At 70.3% G+C, this 19487-nt stretch carries 20 protein-coding genes; 9 read left to right on the forward strand and 11 right to left on the reverse strand.

Translation table 11 applies throughout. The features are described 5' to 3' along the window. Positions 1–20: 20 nt before the first annotated feature. The 4 genes from FHS44_RS36205 to FHS44_RS36220 form a co-directional block, all read right to left on the reverse strand. Positions 21–1556, reverse strand: a complete 1536-nt coding sequence (locus tag FHS44_RS36205; RefSeq protein WP_221461704.1) for a glycoside hydrolase family 13 protein — start codon at positions 1554–1556, stop codon at positions 21–23. A gap of 23 nt (positions 1557–1579) precedes the next feature. Continuing rightward, positions 1580–1978 carry a globin gene (locus tag FHS44_RS36210; protein ID WP_184723953.1) on the reverse strand — a complete coding sequence of 133 codons (399 nt, stop codon included), beginning with the start codon at positions 1976–1978 and terminating at the stop codon, positions 1580–1582. A 9-nt stretch (positions 1979–1987) separates the two neighbouring features. Next, positions 1988–2878 carry a mechanosensitive ion channel family protein gene (locus tag FHS44_RS36215; protein WP_312863956.1) on the reverse strand — a complete coding sequence of 297 codons (891 nt, stop codon included), beginning with the start codon at positions 2876–2878 and terminating at the stop codon, positions 1988–1990. Positions 2879–3464: 586 nt separating this feature from the next. Further along, the gene (locus tag FHS44_RS36220) at positions 3465–3713 is read right to left on the reverse strand and encodes a hypothetical protein (RefSeq protein ID WP_312863957.1); all 249 of its coding nucleotides are present in this window, start codon (positions 3711–3713) and stop codon (positions 3465–3467) included. Between the two features lie 378 nt (positions 3714–4091). On the opposite strand from FHS44_RS36220, the gene FHS44_RS36225 reads away from it, so the two are divergent. Beyond that, positions 4092–5654: an NsdA family TPR-like regulatory protein gene (locus FHS44_RS36225; RefSeq protein WP_184723962.1), complete on the forward strand. Its 1563-nt coding sequence runs from the start codon at positions 4092–4094 to the stop codon at positions 5652–5654. Next, a complete protein-coding gene (locus FHS44_RS36230) occupies positions 5651–6142 on the forward strand; it encodes a GNAT family N-acetyltransferase (RefSeq protein ID WP_184723965.1) in 492 nt (163 codons plus the stop codon). Before FHS44_RS36225 ends, FHS44_RS36230 begins: the two co-directional genes overlap by 4 nt. An 87-nt stretch (positions 6143–6229) precedes the next feature. On the opposite strand, the gene FHS44_RS36235 is transcribed toward FHS44_RS36230, so the two are convergent. Then, on the reverse strand, positions 6230–6679 hold the full coding sequence (locus tag FHS44_RS36235) for an NUDIX hydrolase (RefSeq protein WP_184723968.1): 450 nt from the start codon (positions 6677–6679) through the stop codon (positions 6230–6232). Positions 6680–6862: 183 nt separating this feature from the next. Here FHS44_RS36235 and purU point away from each other — a divergent pair, with 183 nt between their 5' ends. Next, positions 6863–7717 (forward strand): formyltetrahydrofolate deformylase, encoded by an 855-nt coding sequence (gene purU, locus FHS44_RS36240; RefSeq protein WP_184723972.1) that lies wholly within the window; start codon positions 6863–6865, stop codon positions 7715–7717. Positions 7718–7779: 62 nt separating this feature from the next. Here the strand turns inward: purU and FHS44_RS36245 are convergent, their stop codons facing one another. Further along, positions 7780–9852: a prolyl oligopeptidase family serine peptidase gene (locus tag FHS44_RS36245; RefSeq protein ID WP_184723975.1), complete on the reverse strand. Its 2073-nt coding sequence runs from the start codon at positions 9850–9852 to the stop codon at positions 7780–7782. Between the two features lie 341 nt (positions 9853–10193). Here FHS44_RS36245 and FHS44_RS36250 point away from each other — a divergent pair, with 341 nt between their 5' ends. The 3 genes from FHS44_RS36250 to FHS44_RS36260 are packed head-to-tail and all read left to right on the forward strand — an operon-like array spanning position 10194 to position 11819. Then, positions 10194–10703, forward strand: a complete 510-nt coding sequence (locus FHS44_RS36250) for an HNH endonuclease (RefSeq protein WP_184723978.1) — start codon at positions 10194–10196, stop codon at positions 10701–10703. Between the two features lie 59 nt (positions 10704–10762). Then, positions 10763–11584: a GNAT family N-acetyltransferase gene (locus FHS44_RS36255; RefSeq protein WP_184723981.1), complete on the forward strand. Its 822-nt coding sequence runs from the start codon at positions 10763–10765 to the stop codon at positions 11582–11584. A gap of 13 nt (positions 11585–11597) precedes the next feature. Further along, the gene (locus tag FHS44_RS36260; protein ID WP_184723984.1) at positions 11598–11819 is read left to right on the forward strand and encodes an FmdB family zinc ribbon protein; all 222 of its coding nucleotides are present in this window, start codon (positions 11598–11600) and stop codon (positions 11817–11819) included. A 30-nt stretch (positions 11820–11849) separates the two neighbouring features. On the opposite strand, the gene FHS44_RS36265 is transcribed toward FHS44_RS36260, so the two are convergent. From FHS44_RS36265 to FHS44_RS36275, 3 genes are all read right to left on the reverse strand, one after another. After that, on the reverse strand, positions 11850–12356 hold the full coding sequence (locus FHS44_RS36265) for a helix-turn-helix transcriptional regulator (RefSeq protein ID WP_184723987.1): 507 nt from the start codon (positions 12354–12356) through the stop codon (positions 11850–11852). Positions 12357–12460: 104 nt separating this feature from the next. After that, positions 12461–14299, reverse strand: coding sequence for a dihydroxy-acid dehydratase (ilvD, locus tag FHS44_RS36270; protein ID WP_184723990.1), 1839 nt, complete (start codon positions 14297–14299; stop codon positions 12461–12463). 133 nt (positions 14300–14432) lie between these two features. Then, positions 14433–15257, reverse strand: a complete 825-nt coding sequence (locus FHS44_RS36275) for a nuclease-related domain-containing protein (RefSeq protein WP_312863958.1) — start codon at positions 15255–15257, stop codon at positions 14433–14435. A gap of 276 nt (positions 15258–15533) precedes the next feature. Between FHS44_RS36275 and FHS44_RS36280 the strand changes: the two genes are divergently transcribed. From FHS44_RS36280 to FHS44_RS36290, 3 genes are read left to right on the forward strand one after another with little or no spacing between them, the layout of a single operon-like run. Further along, positions 15534–15830: a hypothetical protein gene (locus FHS44_RS36280; RefSeq protein WP_184723995.1), complete on the forward strand. Its 297-nt coding sequence runs from the start codon at positions 15534–15536 to the stop codon at positions 15828–15830. 38 nt (positions 15831–15868) lie between these two features. Then, positions 15869–16240: a DUF5130 family protein gene (locus FHS44_RS36285; protein WP_184723998.1), complete on the forward strand. Its 372-nt coding sequence runs from the start codon at positions 15869–15871 to the stop codon at positions 16238–16240. Between the two features lie 20 nt (positions 16241–16260). Beyond that, on the forward strand, positions 16261–16881 hold the full coding sequence (locus FHS44_RS36290) for a Pycsar system effector family protein (protein WP_184724000.1): 621 nt from the start codon (positions 16261–16263) through the stop codon (positions 16879–16881). Positions 16882–16888: 7 nt separating this feature from the next. Here FHS44_RS36290 and FHS44_RS36295 read toward each other — a convergent pair whose 3' ends face one another. Beyond that, positions 16889–17851 (reverse strand): hypothetical protein, encoded by a 963-nt coding sequence (locus tag FHS44_RS36295; RefSeq protein WP_184724003.1) that lies wholly within the window; start codon positions 17849–17851, stop codon positions 16889–16891. A 12-nt stretch (positions 17852–17863) separates the two neighbouring features. Next, complete coding sequence (locus FHS44_RS40455; protein ID WP_221461705.1) at positions 17864–19384, reverse strand: serine/threonine-protein kinase; 1521 nt, start codon at positions 19382–19384, stop codon at positions 17864–17866. Positions 19385–19487: the final 103 nt, after the last annotated feature.

The raw sequence follows: 19487 nt of genomic DNA on the forward strand, positions 1-19487 counted from the left end.
CAGAGCCGTCAGGAAGGCCGTCAGGGTGTGTGGAGCCAGGCGGCGGTGTCCGGGGGCAGCAGGTGGCCGTCGACCGGAGCACTGCCGATCACGACGTGGTCGTGCGGCGGCAACGGCACCGCGTCGACCCCGCAGTTGATGACACACGTCAGAGGCCCCCGGCGGAAGAACAGCGCGTCCTCCTCACTCTCCAGCCAGGTGAGGCCGTCGGGCAGCGTGCCCCGCAGCGTACGGCGGGCACGCAGGGCCTGCCGGTAGAAGCTCAGCGTCGATCCCGGATCGTCCGCCTGACGCTCGGCGCTCAGCGCCGTCCACTCGACCGGCTGGGGCAGCCAGGGCACGGTGCCCTCGGGGGCGAAGCCGTACGGCGGCTCCTGTCCTGACCAGGGGAGGGGCACCCGGCAGCCGTCCCGCCCCGGCAGTGTCCCGTTCGAACGGGCGAAGATGGGGTCCTGACGGGCCTCAGGGGGCAGGTCCTGGACCTCGGGAAGGCCGAGTTCCTCCCCCTGGTAGAGGTAGGCGGAGCCCGGCAGGGCGAGCATGGCCAGCAGCGCCGCCCGTGCCCTGGCCAGCCCCATCGTGGAGTTGATCAGGCCCTCGCCGTACCTCGTGACGTGCCTGACCACGTCGTGGTTGGACAGCACCCAGGTGGGGGCGGTCATGTCGGCGAGGGTGTCGTCGATGACCTTGCGGAAGGCGGTCGGGGACCAGGGCGCCTCAAGCCAGGCGAAGTTGAAGCTCTGGTGCAGCTCGTCGGGGCGGATGTAGCGGGCGAGGTCCTCGGCGGAGTCGGTCCACACCTCGCCGATGGCCATCCGCTCGTCGGGGTAGGAGTCGAGCACCTCACGCCAGCGCCGGTAGACGTCGTGGACCTCGGGCCTGCCCCAGATGGGCGACTCGCCCTTGAACGCCTGGTCCGCCGCGGGGGCGTCGGGGAGCCCCTCCGCCTTGTACAGGCCCATCGCCACGTCGATCCTGAACCCGTCCACCCCCCTGTCGAGCCAGAATCGCAGCACGTCGAGGAACTCCGCGTGCACCCGGGGGTCGCGCCAGTTGAAGTCGGGCTGCTCGGGGGCGAACAGGTGGAGGTACCACTGCCCGTCGGGGGCCTTGGTCCAGGCGGGGCCGCCGAAGGTGGACTGCCAGTTGTTGGGCGGCAGGTCCCCGCCGTCGCGGAAGATGTACCGGTCACGGCCCTCGCCGCGCAGCGCCTCCTTGAACCAGGGGTGCTCGCTGGAGCTGTGGTTGGGCACGATGTCCACGATCAGCCGCAGGCCGTGCGCGTGGGCGTCGGCCACGAGGGCGTCGAAGTCGGCCAGCGTGCCGAAGAGTGGATCGACGTCGCGATAGTCGGCCACGTCGTAACCACCGTCGGCCATGGGGGAGCGGTAGAAGGGGGTCAGCCAGATCGCGTCAACACCAAGATCGGCGAGGTACGGCAGCCGCCTCCTGATGCCGGGCAGGTCGCCGACGCCGTCTCCCGAGGCGTCGGCGAAGCTGCGAACGTAGATCTCGTAGACGACGGCATCACGCCACCAGGGGATTTCCATGAGCATGGGCTGCCCCTGCCCGGCGGGGTTTATGCGTCAGGGGCGTTGACCATGCTGTGCGCGGCGTAGACGAGGTAGTCCCACAGGCGCTTCTCCAGCTCCTCCGGCAGTTCCAGGGAGACGACCGCGTCGTGCATGTGCTTCAGCCACGCGTCACGCTCGGCGGAGCGGATGACGAACGGGTTGTGCCGCATGCGCAGGCGTGGGTGCCCACGCTGCTGGCTGTAGGTGGACGGACCGCCCCAGTACTGCATCAGGAAGAGCTGCAGCCGCTCCTCGGCCCCGGCCAGGTCCTCCTGGGGGTAGAGCGGCCAGAGCAGGGGATCTTCGACGACACCCTCGTAGAAGCGGTGGACGAGGCGCTGGAAGGTCTCCTCGCCACCGACGGCTTCGTAGAAGGACTGGGGTTCCTCGGGGTTGGCGGACACGTCCACAGCCTAAGCGACGTTCGCGATGGGGATGGAAGCCTGGTCGAGGGCCGACTTGATGCGGATGCGCAGCTCCCGCGCGACCTCGCTCTGCCGGGAGGGGATGGTCTTGGCGTTGACCCGGAAGACGACGGCCGTGCCGGAGATCTGCTCGATCCCCCAGACCTGCGGCTCCTCGACGATGACGGAGTCGCGGAAGTCGGGGTCGCCCCAGATCTCCTCGACCACCTTCCCGAGCAGGTCGCGGACCACGGGGATGTCGGCGGTGTAGGCGACCGGCACGTCGACCGTGGCGCGGGACCAGCCCTGGGACTCGTTGCCGACCCGGGTGATGGTGCCGTTGCGGACGTACCAGACCCGGCCGTCGGCGTCACGCAGCCTGGTGATGCGCAGGGTGACGGCCTCGACGGTCCCGGCGGCGGCACCGGCGTCGATCACGTCGCCCACGCCGTACTGGTCCTCAAGGAGCATGAACATGCCGGCGATGAAGTCCTTGACCAGTTCCTGGGCTCCGAAGCCGATCGCGACGCCCAGGATGCCGACGCTGGTCAGCACGGGGGCGATGGGGACGGAGAGCCGTTCGAGGATGGTCAGGGCCGCGGTGCCCAGGATGATGACCGAGGCGGTCGAGTTGAGCACGGAGCCCATGGTCTCGGCCCGCTGCCTGCGCCGTTCGGCCATGATGGCGTCCAGGCCGTCGAGGGGGACGGGGCCCTTGCCCCGCAGCCGTCCGGCCAGGGTCGGCCTGTCCGAGGAGGCCCGCTGCACGATGCCGGTGATCAGGCGAAGCGCCACCTTGCGCAGGATCAGTGCGATGGCGATGATCAACGCGATGGCGACCATCGTCGCGAGCACGCTCGCGACGATGGGGGCCCACGCCGGAGGCAGGACGGTCTGCACGAGTCCGCAGATTATCCCGCCGTCCCTTCCGCATCCACCGTTCACTAAGGCCGCTCCCATGTCCGTGAGGTCATCGAGACCGGGCAGCCCCGTATCCGATGGTGTGGGGGATGGTGTCACGGTGGGGGTGGGCGTGGGGACGAGCAGGAACACGGAGTGGATCCCTCCCGGATCGGTTCGACTGACAAAGGGGGGTAAAGTCTCGCGACCTACCTATATTGCCGAGCGAACCGGCCGTCGTCACATCACGCCGGGGAGGACGGGAGCACCGGACCCAGGCCTCGCGAGGTCAGTCCGGATAATCCGATGACGAACGGCCCGGCGCGGGGCACGCACCCGGAAGCGTGTCCCGTTCCGTTCCAGGAGGGATCCCTCCGATCCCCGTCCGGGATCTCCGGACGGCGGCTTGTCGTCGTGGTCTCCGCGTCCGGGGGACGCGCTCACGACGGGTTGGCTCCGTTCTCGGAGCCGGCGGGGGACCCCAGCGTCCGAGGACGCTCCGCACCGGGTACCCCACCGGCTCCGCCGCGCCGCGACGGGTGCGGCCGACCGGATGGCTGCGATCCCATCCGGTTCGCCGTCTAGCTCAGTCGTCCACCGCGGCGAGTACTCGGGCGACCTTGGTCGCCGCGCCGGCGGGGTCCTGGGCCGTGTGCATCCGCTCCCCCCAGGACCACCAGTAGTACCAGTCGCGGTGGCTGTGGGCGGTCTGCGCGCGGCAGGTGACGTTCTCCGCCAGGCTGGTCGCGTGCGGGTTGATCACGCGGACGAAGGCGCGGCCCGTCTGGGACCGGACCACCCTGGCGTGCAACCCGCGAGCGTCAAGTTCTGACACCAACCGCTCCAGGTGCCCGAAGCCGTCTTCCCCCACCTCGTTCCTCCTCTTGGATTCAGCTGACTCGTCATCGAATCGTGTTTGCTCGGTTACGCGAATCGACGCTGGTTGGCCAAAGATGACTCACCGGGTCCGATGGGTCAATGCCGGGTTAACCAAGATCAGGGTGCGCATTCTGCCAAGGAGGTTGAAAGAAACAGTCCATCAGAGGACGATCCTTAGCCGGTGGCCTCATTCGCGCGTTCCGGATGGGGCAACGGTGGTCCATTATTCTCTCTAGGCGCAGTGCGATACCCGAATCACACTGGGTCATCGGGGAGAGGACCGGTCGGGACAAGCGTGCCAACCAGCCCAGCTGGCCGCGAGAGAGGGGCCGGTATGTCCGGCAGGCAGCACAGGGAGACGGAGTTAGCGCGGCGGATTCGCGCCAGGGGGCTCGCCACGGGGCGCAATCCCGCTCAGATCGCCGAAGAGATCCACGACAAGTGTGGTCCGCAGTTCGGGACCACTCGCATCAAATCTCATCGTCTCGCACACGGTGTCGCTCTCGCCGACGTGATCGAACAGATACGGGCACTGTTCGAACGCGACGGCAAGGCAGCTCCGGGGATCGGGGAGACGCTTCTGTCCGCCTATGAGAGCGGTCTGAAGCGTCCCGGGCCCGAATACCTCCACTACCTGTGTTCCGCCTACCGGGTCGAACCGCCCTCCCTCGGCTACGAGGGGCCCTGCATCTGTGGCCACGGCCACAGGATGCCGGGTGCCGTCCGGAGTGATCTCCAGGATGGAAGACCCGACACTTCCCCTGGTCCGCGTGAGTCGCTGATCCAACAGATCAGCGACGGCCCCTCCGCGGACGGGAGCGAGGAGGACGAGAACGTGTTGCGGAGAACGCTCTTGAGGATTCTGGCGGGTGGCACCGTCGTCGGCCTCGACGGGCAGGTGCTCGGAGCGGTGGAGAACATCCGGCGGAGGATGGACGAGACCCTGGTCTCGGGCACCGTCTCACCCGCGATGCTCGACCAGTGGGAGGAGTCCACCGTCGGCTTCGGCCGCCAGTACATGAACACCCCGCCCTTACGCCTGCTGTGCGACGTTCTGCTTGAGTTCAGCGCCGTGCGCAAGGCCATGGAGCACCGCCAGCCGGTCGATCTGCAGGAACGGCTGTGCCGCATGGCGGCCCAGCTCGCGGGTCTCAGTGGCATGATCATGATCAATCTCGGTGACCAGAGGATGGCCCGGTCCTTCTTCAGGACGGGCAGGATCGCCGCGGACGACACCGGGGACCGCGCGCTGCGGGCCTGGGTCATCGCGCGGGAGGCTCTGGTCCCGCTCTACTACGGCGATCCGCGCGAGGCGCTCAACCTCGCCAGGAAGAGCCGCGACCTGGCGGGGCAGACGCCGTGCGCGGCCCAGGCCATGGCTCCCGTCGTCGAGGCCCGCGCGCTGGCGATGATGTCGAACACCGGCAAGAAGGACGTCGTCGACCAGGCGAAGCGGGCGCTGGCCCGAGCCAGGGCGGCCTTCTCCCAGATGGGGGCGGCCGAGCAGGAGGACGCGGCCTTCGGATACACCGAGCGGCAGCTCTACTTCCACCAGGGTGACGCCCTGGTCAAGCTGGGCCAGCCCATGGAGGCCGACCTCATCCTTGAGCAGGCCCTCACCAAGTACGGCCCGAGCGACTGGCTCGATCCGACGTTCATCAAGTTCGACCGGGCCAAGTGCAAGCTCCTCGAAGGCGATGTCGGCGAGGCGCTCACGATCGCCAAGGCCGCGCTCGCCAGCCTGGGGGAGGGGTGCAAGCCCGACATCCTCATGCAGCGGGCCCACGAGGTCGCCAGGGACGTCGAGGTCAAGGATCCCAACAACCCCGAACTGAAGCTCTATCTGGAGATGCTGCGGGCCGCGGCGGTGGCCGATCCGGTCGAGGGGGAGGTGTGAAGGTCCGGCGTTATCGCCGGTCCGACCTCGACTCCGTCCGGTCGCTGCACCAGGTCTGCCTCGCCCAGGTCGGGCTCTTTCCCGGCGACGGGGTCTACTACGACGACGACCTGCCACGGATCGAGGAGATCTACCTCGCCGACGGAGGGGAGTTCCTGGTCGGGGAGACCCCCGACGGGCGGGTCATGGCGATGGGCGGGCTCCGTCGCGTCGACGACGCCTCGGCGGAGATGTGCCGTCTGCGGGTCCACCCCGAGTTCCAGCGGCGTGGGTTCGGCGACCGGATGGTCACGGAGTTGGAGAACCGCGCGGTCGGGCTGGGATACACCCGGCTTCGCGGGGACACCACGCTGAACCAGCCGGCCGCGATCCATCTCTATCGCAAACATGGCTGGCGTGAGATCCGTCGTGAGGGACGGGGCGAGCACACCGTGGTCTACATGGAGAAGGACCCCTTGATTTCCCCCACGCCCGCCTCAGATAAATAACACGATTTATCGCCGCTTAGATTAATATTTGGCGAAATGTCGGGATAATTATTTGCTTGTGAGGATTTCGACGAGCCATCCGTGAAATCACCCCAGCCGGGACACGACCTCCGGCAGGGTGGGAGGTTCGAGGGCGTCGGGGAGGACGGCCATCTCCTCCAGGGAGAACCAGCCGTGGCCCAGGTAGGTCTCGCGCTCCTCGACGGTGAACGCCCCGGGGACGACCTCGGGAGTGTGGTCGAACCTGGCCAGGTAGAACCGCTCGGTCTTGACGTAGTGGACGCCGAGCCAGTCGAACTCCCTGGGCACCGCCAGCCACCGGTCGAGCACCGCGGACCCCGGCAGGCCGGTCTCCTCGGTCAGCTCCCGCCGGGCGGCCTCCAGCGGCGTCTCCCCGGGGTCGATCCCGCCGCCCGGCGGCTCCCACAGGGTCCTGCCCATGACCGGGTCGCGCCAGTGCAGCAGCAGCACCCGTCCATCGTCCGCCACGCAGACCACCCGGGCCGCGGGACGGTCGCTCACCTCAGGGTCGCTCATGGACCCCGGACGCTACCACCGCGCGTCCGCCAACCGCGGTGCGGGTGGAGGCGGGTGACGCGCTGTACTCTGCCCAGGTCGGTGTTGTGGCACCGTACGATCCGACCCCTTCGAGAGTGAAGTCATGAGCGAGCGAGTCACAGGGCCCGGCGCGGGCCACCAGCGGCCGAACGGGGAGGGCGCATGAGCTCCGAGGCCCAGTTCGTCCTGACGCTGTCGTGTCCGGACCGTCCCGGAGTGGTGGCCGCCGTCTCCGGCCTCCTGGCCGGGCGAGAGTGCAACATCATCGAGAGCCAGCAGTTCGGGGACCCCGTCTCCCAGCGGTTCTTCATGCGCGTGCAGTTCTCCTCTTCGCTGTCCGACGCGGCCCTGCGCGAGGCCTTCGCCGCGCTCGCCCCCGACTTCGGCATGGACTTCAAGCTGAGGGACACCGCGGTCAGGCAGCGGGTGCTGGTGCTGGTCAGCAAGTTCGGCCACTGCCTCAACGACCTGCTCTACCGGACGCGCTCCGGGCTGCTCGACATCGAGATGGTCGGCGTGGTCTCCAACCACCCGGATCTGCGCCCGCTGACCCAGTCGTACGGTGTCGACTATCACCACCTGCCGGTCACCCCGGACACCAAGGCCAGGCAGGAGGCGGAGATCCTCGCCCTGGTCGAGCACTACCAGGCCGACCTGGTGGTGCTCGCGCGCTACATGCAGGTGCTGTCCGAGGACCTGTGCGTCAAGCTGGCCGGGAACGTGATCAACATCCACCACTCGTTCCTGCCGTCGTTCAAGGGGGCCAAGCCGTACCACCAGGCACACTCGCGCGGGGTGAAGCTGATCGGCGCGACCGCCCACTATGTGACCGCGGACCTCGACGAGGGCCCGATCATCGAGCAGGAGGTCGCCCGGGTCAACCACACCCACTCGGCGGAGGACCTGGCCGCCATCGGCCGCGACGTCGAGTGCCAGGTCCTGGCCCGGGCCGTACGGTGGCACACCGAGCAGCGCGTCCTGCTCGACGGGCACAAGACCATCGTCTTCCCCCGCTGAGGCGCCGAGCTGAGACGCCGCGCGGGGCCGTCCTCGACGACCGGCCCCGCAACGGTGGGTCGTCAGACCGCCAGGCCCGTGTGGTGGGCGAGGAAGGTGAGCTGGTCGGCCGCGAGTTCGACGGACTTGCTGACCGCCCGCGCCCCGTGACCAGCCTCGGCCTCGTTGCGCAGCAGGATCGGCCGGTCGGCGGCCTGGGCGTGCTGCAGGGCCGCGCACATCTTCCAGGCGTGCAGCGGGTGGACCCGGGTGTCTGACTGGAAGACCGTGAACAGCGTCGCCGGATAGGAGACGCCCTCGCGGACGCGGTGGTAGGGCGAGTAGGCGTGCAGCCAGGCGAACTCCTCAGGCTTGTCTGCGGAGCCGTACTCGACGTTCCACGTCGCGCCCAGGCCGAACTGCTCGTAACGGATCATGTCCAGCAGCGGGGCCGAGCAGACGACCGCGGCGTACAGCTCGGGACGCTGGGTGAGGGCGGCGCCGACCAGGAGGCCGCCGTTCGAGCCGCCGGAGATGGCCAGCTGCTCCGAGGTGGTGACCCCGGTGGCGATCAGGTGCTCGGCCGCCGCGTGCAGGTCGTCGAAGACGTTCTGCTTGTTGGCGAGCATGCCCGCCCTGTGCCACTCCTCGCCCTGCTCGCCGCCGCCGCGCAGCTGGGCGATGGCGTAGGCGCCGCCCGCCTCGACCCAGGTCAGGATCGACGCCGAGTAACCGGGGGTCATCGAGATGCCGAAGCCGCCGTAGCCGTACAGGATCGTGGGACGCGGGCCCTCGACGCCCGGTTTGGTGATCACCAGCATGTGGACCTCGGCGCCGTCCGCGGAGCGGTAGACCACCTGCTCGGTGGTGACGTCGGGCACCTCGACGGCGCCGGGGGAGGCGGCCCACAGCGTGGTCTCGCCGGTGCGGGCGTCGTAGCGCTGGATGCTCGGCGGGGTGGTGTTGTCGGTGTAGCCGAACCAGGCCTCGTGACCGCCCTCGGGCCGCTCGACGATGCCGCCGATCGTGCCGAGCCCCGGCGTCGGCACCTGGCCGACGCGCTCACCCGTCACCAGGTCGTGCACGGAGATCTCGCTGATCGCGTGACGGGTCCAACCGGCGAGCATGACCGGCCGGTCCAGGTCGTCGAGGATCGCGAAGTCCGAGAGCACGGCCTCCTCGTCCTGCGGGATCAGGTCACGCCAGTGCTCGGGCTGGGGCAGCGACGGGTCGGTGACGCAGACGCGCGCCCGGGGGGCGTCCAGGTCGGTGAAGGCGTAGAGCCTGCCGTCACGGCCGAAGTGCAGCGCGGTCTGGGCGTCGAGACCCTCCTGGACGACGACCAGGTCGGGTGAGTCGGGGGAGGAAGCGGTGAGGTCGGCGATCCACAGGTCGTTGCGCGGGGCCGTACCCCTGGAGGCGGAGATCTGCAGCCAGCGGCCGTCGCGGGAGACCGCGACCCCGTAGTAGTTGGTCTTCTCCAGGTCCTTGCCGAAGATCAGCGCGTCCTCCTCGGTCGAGGTGCCGACCCGGTGCAGGTAGACGCGGCGGTGGAACTGCTCCTCACCCTCGGGCACCTCGGTCGAGGGCAGCCTGCGCACGTAGTAGAACGCCTTGCCCCCGGGCAGCCACGCGATCGGGGAGTAGCGGCACCGGTCGATCGGCCCCTCGATCCGCTCGCCCGAGGCGACGTCGAGCAGGTAGAGGCTGGACTCCTCGTCGCCCCCGACGGAGACCTGGTAGGCCAGCAGCCTGCCCTCTTTGTCGGGCTGCCAGGAGTCGAGCGTGGTCAGCCCGCTGGGGTCGAGCGCCATCGGGTCGAGCAGCGCGCGCTCGGTCCCGTCGGGATCGACGGTGTAGAGGACCGCGTGCTCCTGGTCGGGGGTGCGCCGCATGAAGAACCGCCGCTCGCCACGCCAGACGGGAGCGCCGATCGAGCCTGACCTGAGCAGCTCGGCGACCCGTGCCTTCAACCTGTCGCGGCCGGTGAGCGCCCCCAGCTCCGCGGACAGGAGCTTCTCCTGCGCGGCCAGCCACTCCTCCGTCGCCGGGCCGCCCGGGTCTTCCAGCCAGCGGTAGGGGTCGGCGACGGGGACGCCGTGGAGCTCTTCGACGAGGTCGTCACGGCCTGCTGCTGGGTATGGCTGTCGGGTCATGGCAGGAACCCTATGACCTCGGGAAGGTTGGTCGGCGCCATTGCGCGGGGGGCGTATTCGATCTTGGAAAAGACCGTGACGTCGATCTTCGGAGGGAGGAGTAAAAACTGGTAATGCGGGCATAAAACGCACCAGGCGTCTCTCCCGTCATTTATGGGTGGCGGAAATGGCGATGCAGAAGCCAAACTTGGTGGAGGACGGTGCCGGGGTGACCATCCGCTGGGCCGTCCGGCGGAGGTCCCTGTGACGGAAGCATCCGGGCCCCAGGAGGGGCCGCCAACCGGGGTACGCGCCTGCGTGCCCCCTCAGACGAAGCGTCGCACGGCGGGGAAGGCACGCTGATGCGCCAGGTCCTGCTGCTGAACGCAACCTACGAGCCCCTGACCACCCTCTCCCTGCACCGCGCGGTCGTGCTGGTGCTCAGGGAGAAGGCGGACGTCGTGCACCGCGACGGGCGGGGCGCGGTCGTCCGCTCGGCGACCCGCACGCTCGACGTTCCGTCGGTGATCAGGCTGCGCCGCTACGTGCGCATCCCCTACAGGTCGCGGATCCCGCTGACCAGAACCGCGTTGATGCGCCGGGACGACTACCGGTGCGCCTACTGCGGCCAGCGGGCCGAGACCATCGACCACGTGATCCCGCGGTCGAGGGGCGGCACCCACACCTGGGAGAACTGCGTCGCCTCCTGCACACCGTGCAACCACCGCAAGGCGGACCGCATGCTGGAGGAGCTGGGCTGGACGCTGAGCGTCGCCCCCGTGGTCCCACGGGGCGTCCACTGGCGTCTGATCGGCGCGCACAACATCGGAGACCCCCAGTGGGCGCCCTACCTGGAGGAGAGCGCCGCCTGACCGTCCACGCGTGACATCCGTCCGCCCCGGTGGCGTCCGTGTCTGTGCACAATCGGTGCATGAGATGGACTTTCACCTCCGATCCCGAGGTGTACGCCGGGGCGGCGGAGTCGTGGCTGTTGCGTGATCCGGTGCGCAACACGGTCCCGCTCACGATGCTGCGCGCGGTCCGCGAGGGGATGTGGCGCGAGGACGCGCTCATGGGATGGGCGACCGACCACGAAGAGGTGGTGGCCGCGGCCCTGCAGGCGCCTCCCCAGCTCCTGCTGCTCGCCGAGATGCCCACCGGCGCCGTCCGCGACCTGGCCACCGCGCTCATCGAGGCCGAACGTCCCGTCCCCGGCGTCAGAGGCTCCCTCCCCCTCGCCGAGACGTTCGCCGCCGCCTGGTGGCGCCCCGAGACGGGCCGCCGCGCCGAGCGTCTCCACCGCCTCGACACCCTCACCCCGCCGCCCGTCCACCCCGACGGATCTCCCCGTACGGCGGGCACCCGGGACCTCGAAGCACTTGTCGAGTGGGGACAGGCCTACCAGCGGGAGCTCGGCGGTCACCCGTCCTCGGGCCTCGCGGCGGTGCTCGCCGGGAGGGTCGGCAGGCGGGAGATCGTCCTGTGGGAGGCGGCGGGACGGCCGGTCGCCTACGCGGGCGCCTCGGTGCCGATCGGGGGCGTCTCACGCGTCGGTCCCGTCTACACCCTCCCCGGCGAGCGCGGCAGGGGGTACGGCACCGCGGTGGCCCACGCCGTCACGGCCGAGGCACTGGAGCGCGGGGCGAGGGAGGTGCTGCTCTTCACGGACCTGTCCAACCCCGTGTCCAACTCGATCTATCGGACGATCGGCTATCGGCCCGTCGCCGACTACGCCTCCATCCTCTTCGGCTGAGTAATCTGGTGCCATGCCGCGCTATGACTTCCGCTGCCGCGCCTGCGGATCCACCTTCGAGATCTCCCGCCCGATGGCCCGTTCCGGCGAGCCCGCGCTCTGCCCGGAGGGCCACGACGACACCGTCAAACTGCTCTCCACGGTCGCCGTGACGGGCGGCTCCGGTGCCACGGCGCCCCGCCCGGCCAGTGGTGGCGGTGGCGGGTGCTGTGGGGGCGGCTGCTGCGGCGGATAGCCGCGTCGCCGCCCACCACACCGGCTGGGGTCAGGCCGCCTCGTGGCCCTGCTGGACGGCGCGCCTGCCCTGGAAGGGCAGGAAGTCGCCGGCCCTGTGCGGGCGGGCGGGGATGAAGGTCGGCTCGGTCGCCACGATCCGGTCGAACCTGAAGGCCCGGATCGCGCCGCGAAGGCGGCACATCCCCACGAGATACCAGTAGTCGCGGTGCACCATGCACGTCACGGGATCGACGTCGCGCACCGTCACCCGCCCGGAGACGTCGCGGTAGTGCAGCCGGACCACCAGGTGGGAGGTGATGGCGTTGGCGATGGTCCTCGCCCGGTCGGCGACCGCGGCGGGCATCGGCTCGGTCAGGGTCGCCAGGGTGGTGGAGACGACCTCGTCGCCGATCTCCATGTGCTCGAACGCGTGACGCAGGCCGCTGCGGGCGGCGGTTGCCTGCGGGTCGGAGCCCAGATGGGCCAGGGACAGTGCCAGGGCGGCGATCTCGGCGGTCGTCAACGGGCTGCGTGCGGGCTTCATGACGTTGGCCATGCTTACATGGTATTCTCCGCCACTGACATTTTTCGAACGCCCTGTCGGATACAGAGATCTTCCCGTGGGGTACGGCGCGCCGTACCCCAGCGGCGAAAATGGTGTTATCTGGACAGCTGGGACAGGTCCCTCGAAGCGCCGGTCGAGGCCGAGGTGGTCAGCGCGGCGTAGGCCTGCAGGGCGGCGCTGACCGGGCGGTGCCGGTCACGGGGACGATAGCCGCCCAGCTCGGTCAGGAGCCGCTCACGCCTGGCCGCGAGCTCCTCCTCGGCGACCTTCAGCTCGATCGACCGGCCCGGGATGTCGATCTCCACGATGTCGCCGTCCTCGACCAGGGCGATGGTGCCGCCCTCCGCGGCCTCGGGGGAGGCGTGCCCGATGGACAGCCCGCTCGTGCCACCGGAGAAGCGGCCGTCGGTGACCAGCGCGCAGACCTTGCCCAGGCCCTTGCCCTTGAGGAAGGAGGTCGGGTAGAGCATCTCCTGCATGCCGGGACCGCCCTTGGGGCCCTCGTAGCGGATGACCACGACGTCACCGGCCTTGACCCGGTTGTTCAGGATGCCCTCGACCGCGTCGTCCTGGGACTCGAAGACCACCGCGGGCCCGGAGAAGCGCCAGATCGACTCGTCGACCCCGGCCGTCTTGACGATGCAGCCCTCGACGGCGATGTTGCCGTACAGGACGGCGAGGCCGCCGTCACGGGTGTAGGCGTGCTCGGCGTCGCGCACGCAGCCCTCGGAGCGGTCCACGTCGAGGGAGTCCCAGCGGGCCTCCTGCGAGTAGGGCTTGACGGTGCGGACGTTGCCGGGGGCCGCGTGCCACAGCTCGGTCGCCTCGGGCAGCACGCCCGCGGAGCAGGGGTCCCAGGCGTCGATGTAGTCGCCGAGGGTGCCGCCGCTGACGGTGTGCGCGTCGCGGTGGATCAGGCCCGCCCGGTCGAGCTCACCGAGGATGGCCGGGATGCCGCCCGCGCGGTGGACGTCCTCGACGTGGTACTTCGCGGTCGCCGGGGCGACCTTGCACAGGCACGGCACCCGCAGCGAGATCTCGTTGATCTCCTTGAGGCCGAAGTCGACGCGGGCCTCGCGGGCCGCGGCCAGGATGTGCAGGATCGTGTTGGTCGAGCCGCCCATCGCCACGTCGAGCGCCATGGCGTTCTCGAACGCCTCCTTGGTGGCGATGCTGCGCGGCAGGACCGTCTCGTCGTCCTGCTCGTAGTAGCGGCGGGTGATCTCGACCAGCTGCCGGCCGGCATCCTGGAAGAGCTTCTTGCGTGCCTTGTGCGTGGCGAGGATCGTGCCGTTGCCGGGCAGCGCGAGCCCGATGGCCTCGGCGAGGCAGTTCATCGAGTTGGCGGTGAACATCCCGCTGCACGAACCGCAGGTCGGGCAGGCGCTCTCCTCCATCTCCAGCAGCTCGGCGTCGGAGACGGAGTCGTCCGCGGAGGCGATCATCGGGTCGATCAGGTCGAGCTTGCGGCCCGGCGTCTTGCCCGCCTCCATCGGCCCGCCCGAGACGAAGACCGTGGGGATGTTGAGCCTGAAGGCCGCCAGGAGCATGCCCGGGGTGATCTTGTCGCAGTTGGAGACGCAGATCAGCGCGTCGGCGCAGTGCGCGTTCACCATGTACTCGACGGCGTCGGCGATCAGCTCGCGGCTGGGCAGCGAGTAGAGCATGCCGCCGTGGCCCATCGCGATGCCGTCGTCCACGGCGATCGTGTTGAACTCGCGCGGGATCGCGCCCGCCTCCCTGATCGCACCGGCGACCACGTCGCCGACCTCGCGCAGGTGGACGTGGCCGGGGACGAACTGGGTGAAGCTGTTGGCCACCGCGATGATGGGCTTGCCGAAGTCGCCGCCCGCTACACCCGTCGCCCGGAGCAGGGCCCGGGCACCGGCCATGTTCCTGCCGTGCGTGACCGTACGAGACCTGAGGGCGGGCATAAGGCTTCTCCCATCATCGAAACCGTGTCCTCAAATGGTACGGCCATCGCCCGGTGCGTGAGACGGGCGTCCACGGCGCGAGACACGGACCCCGGTGGCCTCGACGAAGAGGAAACCGGGTACGGGAGGGCCCTCAGGACTCGGGATAACGGGTGGGCAGAACCCGCTCTGCGGCCTCGTAGATCTCGTCGATCTCGGCGTCGGTGAGCGACCTCTCGCGCTTGGTGATCCACTTGCGGACGCGGCTGCCGTCGAAGACGTCGACGTCGCGCACCGTGAGAACCTTCCACGGGATCGCCGGGCCGTAGATCGCCAGGGACGGGATGATCGTCACCTCGCGGCCGAGCGCCTCACCGATCAGCTCGGAGGCCCTGGACGCCTCCCAGCGCGCCTCGTCGAGACGGGGCTTCTGGTTGAAGGGGCCGTGGAACAGCTTGCGGTGCGACTGGACGCGGACCGGAAGGCGCTTGTCCCACTTCTCCGAGTCGACGGCGTAGACCCCCGTGGGGCCGACCACCAGGTGGTCGATCTGGGCCTCGCTCTCGGGGATCGCGCGGGCGTGCAGGCTCCGGTAGCCGCCCCGCTCCATCCGCTTGAGCTGTGCCTCGGTCTGGCGCTCTGCGACCGCGGCGCGACGCCAGGCGGGCACGGTCGAGTGGGTGCGGGCCCGCAGCACCGTGTCGACGATCGCGCCGATGATGGCGCAGGTGATGCCCAGCCGTACGTCGGAGAAGAGGATGCCTCCGACGATGCCCGAGGCGACCGCGACCAGCACGCGCCGCCTGAGGTGGCTGTAGCGGGGATCGTCGAGCAGGGCGCGCAGCGAGGTGCGCTCGACCGGCGCGTACTCGGCCGCCGGTGTGGCGGGTCGAGACGGTGGCCTGTCGTCGGCCGTGCGGTCGCCGACCCAAATTGGTGACGTAGTGTTACCGTCTTCTGGTGCCTGACCGGAATCCACGTAACTCACCGTAGCTGACGTCCATGTGGGTGCCTAGTATTAGGTTTCTCATACTTTTGTGACCTTCGCCGTCCGCATGACGTTTATCCGAACCGGGTATGTCTGTTATTTCTCTAGAGAACCCGAACGTCAACGAGAGGCGTCGCTCGCGGCGTGATCTTACCCTTCCCGGCGCGCCCGGGACCGGGGAACGCGGGAAGCGCCATGGGGCGGCCGTGAGCGGCGGGGCGGGGGGCGGGTCTCGACGGGCCGACGGCGTGGATCTACCGTTGACCTGTGGACGCGATCCAGGTCTTGGAGCTCCTGTTCGGTGCCTCCGGCGGCCTGTTCCTGATCATCAGTGCCCTCGTCCTGCTTCCCGGCAGGATGCGCGCGAGCGCCGCCAGAGGCACCTCGGCGGCCGCGGTGTGGTTCGGCGGCCCGTTCCGCAGCGAGCGGGAGGTGCCCGCCCCGAGCCAGGTCCTGGTCGACCCCGCTCCTTCCCACGCCCTCACGCCCCAGGTCGACTGGGTGGACCTGGCACGGGTCTCCGAGCCCGGCAGGCGAGTCGGCGGAGCCTCGGCGGCATGGTGAAGGGCGTGGTGAGGACGTGATGAGGGCACAGTGAGAGCATGCTGACGGCCTGTGGCCTCACCTCGACGCAGGCCCACGACATCCGGCAGGCGCTGCGCGCGGCGGAACGCCGCAGCGGCCTGCGCTTCGCCGTCTACCTCGGCCCCGCGCTCGGCCCGCGCCGCCACTTCTCGGAACGGCTGCACGCCGCGCTGGGGGAGGAGGCGGACACGGCGGTGCTCGTGTTCGTCGATCCCGGCGCCAGGGCGCTGGAGGTGGTCACCGGCCCCGCCGCCAGGCTGAGGCTGGGCGACGGCGAGTGCCGGGTGGCCGCCGTGTCGATGGCGGCGGCCTTCGGCGGCGGCAACCTCGTCGGCGGACTTGTCACGGGAATGTGGATGCTCGCCGATCTGGCTTCCCGGCGCAGGTGAGGTTCTCAGATAATGCGGGCGTGCTGAAGATCGTGCGAGGCGTTCCACGGGAGGGCGAGGTGGCCCAGGAGAGGGACGAGGTGCTCTTCTATCTCGACGAGGTCCTGGCGGAGGTGCGCGCGGACAACCGCAGGCAGAACAGGAAGGCGCTCGCGCTGCTGGCCGCCGCCGTCCTCGCCGCCGTCGCCGCGGGCCTGCTGAAACCGGACCTCCTGCCCGGCCAGGTCGGATGGCTGTGGTGGACGGGGGCGTTCTTCTACGCGATGGGCGCCGTGATGCTCGTCGGCGCGCTGCACCCGCTCGTCTCGGGGCTCGCGGGCAGGACCATCGAGCGCCGCCGCTCCTACGCGGGCCGCCTGCACACCTGGAACCCGCCCGTCCAGCGGGAGGACCCCGACCAGGCGCGGGGCGGCAGGTCACGCGGGGCCTTCTCCGAGGAGGCGCTCGCCGACCTGTGGGCGAGACTGGGCGTCCAGGACACCGCGACCGGCGCCGACGAGCTGGTGCTGCTGATCAGGCGGCTCGGCGCCGTCGCCCAGGCCAAGGACCGCTACATCCGCAGGGGGATGCTCCTGTTCCTCGTGGCCGCCGCCTGCTGCCTGTTCTCCGTCGCCGTCGGCCAGGCCATCCTGGGCGGCTGAGAGCCCCTCAGGCGCGCAGGAGCCGCACCAGGTGGGTGGTGATGTCCTCCAGGAGCGTCGAGGGCGCCGTCGGGGCCGTGGCGATCGCGGAGAACAGACTGGGCAGACCCGCGAGCGGGAACCCGTCGTCCACCGTCGCGGCGTTGCCGATCTCGTTCTTCGCCAGGATCGTACGGCTGCGCTCCCAGGCGTCGAGCACCTCTTCGGGGGAGGGGACGCCGAACCCGTGGCCGACGGGGGCGGCGTGGCGCAGCCGTACGAGAGGGGTGTCGGCGAAGGTCAGGGCGACCCGGGCCCGCACGGACAGGTGCTCGCGCGGGGCGGGCTCGATCCAGTCCATCGCGGAGCAGGGGGTGCGGCAGGTCGCGACGCAGGTGGCGAGGGCGCCCGCGACCTGGCTGTGCTGGCGGTCGAAGTAGGCCCGCCAGCCCTCTCCGGGCTCCCCGGCGACCCGCAGGGTCCGGTTGGCCGCCGACTGCTCGGCCTTGGTGTGGTCGCACTCGCGTTCGCCGATGACGCCGAAGCGGCTGCCCGGCGCGGCCAGCCCGGCGGGCCAGCGCGCCGGGTCGCCCGCGTTGCCGAGCACCGGCTCGAAGGCGAGCAGCGGGAGATACTCGCTGGCGATGTGCAGCGCGGCGACCATCGGGCTCAGCTCACGCCGGTGCCACCGGATCGCGATCACCTCAAGCAGCAGCGCGTAGGCGGGCCGCAGCGACTCAAGCGCCCCGCGCGGCTGCTCCCTCGGTGTCTGCGGCATGGTGCACGCCCGTGCCCGCCGCCTCAGATCAGGGGGTACGGCCCGCGCCTCGGCGGCGAAGTCCTCGGCGTCGAGCGACAGGAGCCGCTGGCCGAACTCGCACACCGCCTCGATCTCGTCGGCTCTCTCCACGACGTCCGGCGCGAGCGCCCCGACGTCGGAGAAGGCGTATCTCCTGGCCAGGGAGACGAGCAGATCACGGGCCGATTCCACTGGATCACCCTTTCACGGTCGGTGAACGACGACGGTGCCGTGCTGCGCGAAATATGGTTTTTCGGCGTCCTCCCAAGAAGTGCCTATTTTTATCATCGTTTGGAAGCCGCTCGGGCCATCGGGCAGCGACCGGGTCCCCGGGAGGGGCAGGTAGGCCCTCAGGTAGAGACCGACCCTGGCGGCGTGCTCACGCCACCTCGGAGGCACCCCTCCCGCCCGTCGTACGGTGTCGGCGGAGCTGCGGTAGAGACCGGCCAGGTTCAGCGCGGGATCGCCGGGCACGTCCCGCATCTGGGGGGCGAACCGGCACAGGAACCTGCCCATCGCGGGGATGGCGACCTCCGGGTCCATCGCCCCGGCCAGGGGCGAGCGCGTGTAGTTCGGCGGCAGGTAACCGGCCAGGACGTGGGGCGACCAGCGGGCGATGCCGTACTCGCCGGTCGTGATGTCGGTCAGGTCGCGGTCGAAGCCGCTCTCCGCCTTGAGCATGGCGGCGATGAGCGCGGGGCTGAGACCGGGGACACCGGCACACCAGGTGCCCGCCTCGACGATGGCCGCGCGGTACTGGCCGGGGACGTCCGCTCCCGGCCGCAGCCATCGGCCGTAGTCCTGGCCGTCCCGGACGAGGGCGAGCGCCACGCCCCCGGCCACCGCGGCCACGCCCAGGGCGAGCGCGACCGGTGCCCGCCACCCCGCCCTGGCGAGGCCACGCCGTACACGCCACCGGGTGGGAGTGCCGCCGACGGTCCGGCCCACCTGCCCGGCCGCCTCCCCGCGGGCGGCCCCGGCCAGCGCCGCGGCGAAGGAACGGACGTCCGGCCACCGCTCCTCACGGTCGTCGGCGAGGCCCCGGGCGACGACCTCGCCGACGGCGCCGGAGAGCGCCTCCCCGGTCCTGCCGGGCGGCCCGCCGGTGAGCAGGTGGTGGGCCACCGCGGCCAGGCCGTACACGTCGGCGCGCTCGTCGGGGGAGGAACCGGGCCGTAGCTGTTCGGGCGCCATGTAGCCGGGGGTGCCGCCGCCGACCGTGAGCCCGGAGGTCTGGGCCAGCTCCCCCGCGATGCCGAGGTCGGCGACGAGCAGCCGCTCCCCGCCGCCGGGCAGGGAGCGCAGGAGGATGTTTGCCGGTTTGAGGTCGCGGTGGACGATGCCGTTCTCGTGCAGCGCGGCCACTCCCGCGGCGACCTGGAGCACCTGCTCGACCGCCTGCGCCCACGGCACGGGACCGGCGGCCAGGCGGTCACGCAGGGTGCCGAGATCGGCGTAGCCCATCACGAAGAACGGCCGCCCGTCCGGTAGCGCGCCGATGTCGTGCACCTGCACCACGTGGGGGGAGTCGGCCCTGCGGATCATCCGGGCCTCCTGGGTGAAACGCCTGCGTATCCGCCGGTGGTCGGCCCAGTGGGCAGCCAGCACCTTCACCGCGACGGGGGCGCTCAGATCGTCGTCGTGCGCGAGCCACACCGTGGCGAACGCGCCCTGGCCGAGGAACCGCTCCACGCGGTAACGGCCGATGGTTGGGGGGACTTCCATGTACCCATCGTTACCATGGGATGACTTTCAGTCAGCACATCTTGTGGTGTGGCTCGCGCTCCCGCTTTCCTCGTCTTTCCTCTGCGGTGGGTCATCCGGTGCG

Origin of the sequence: Streptosporangium saharense, assembly GCF_014203715.1 — a bacterium.
Classification (GTDB): Bacteria; Actinomycetota; Actinomycetes; order Streptosporangiales; family Streptosporangiaceae; genus Streptosporangium; species Streptosporangium saharense.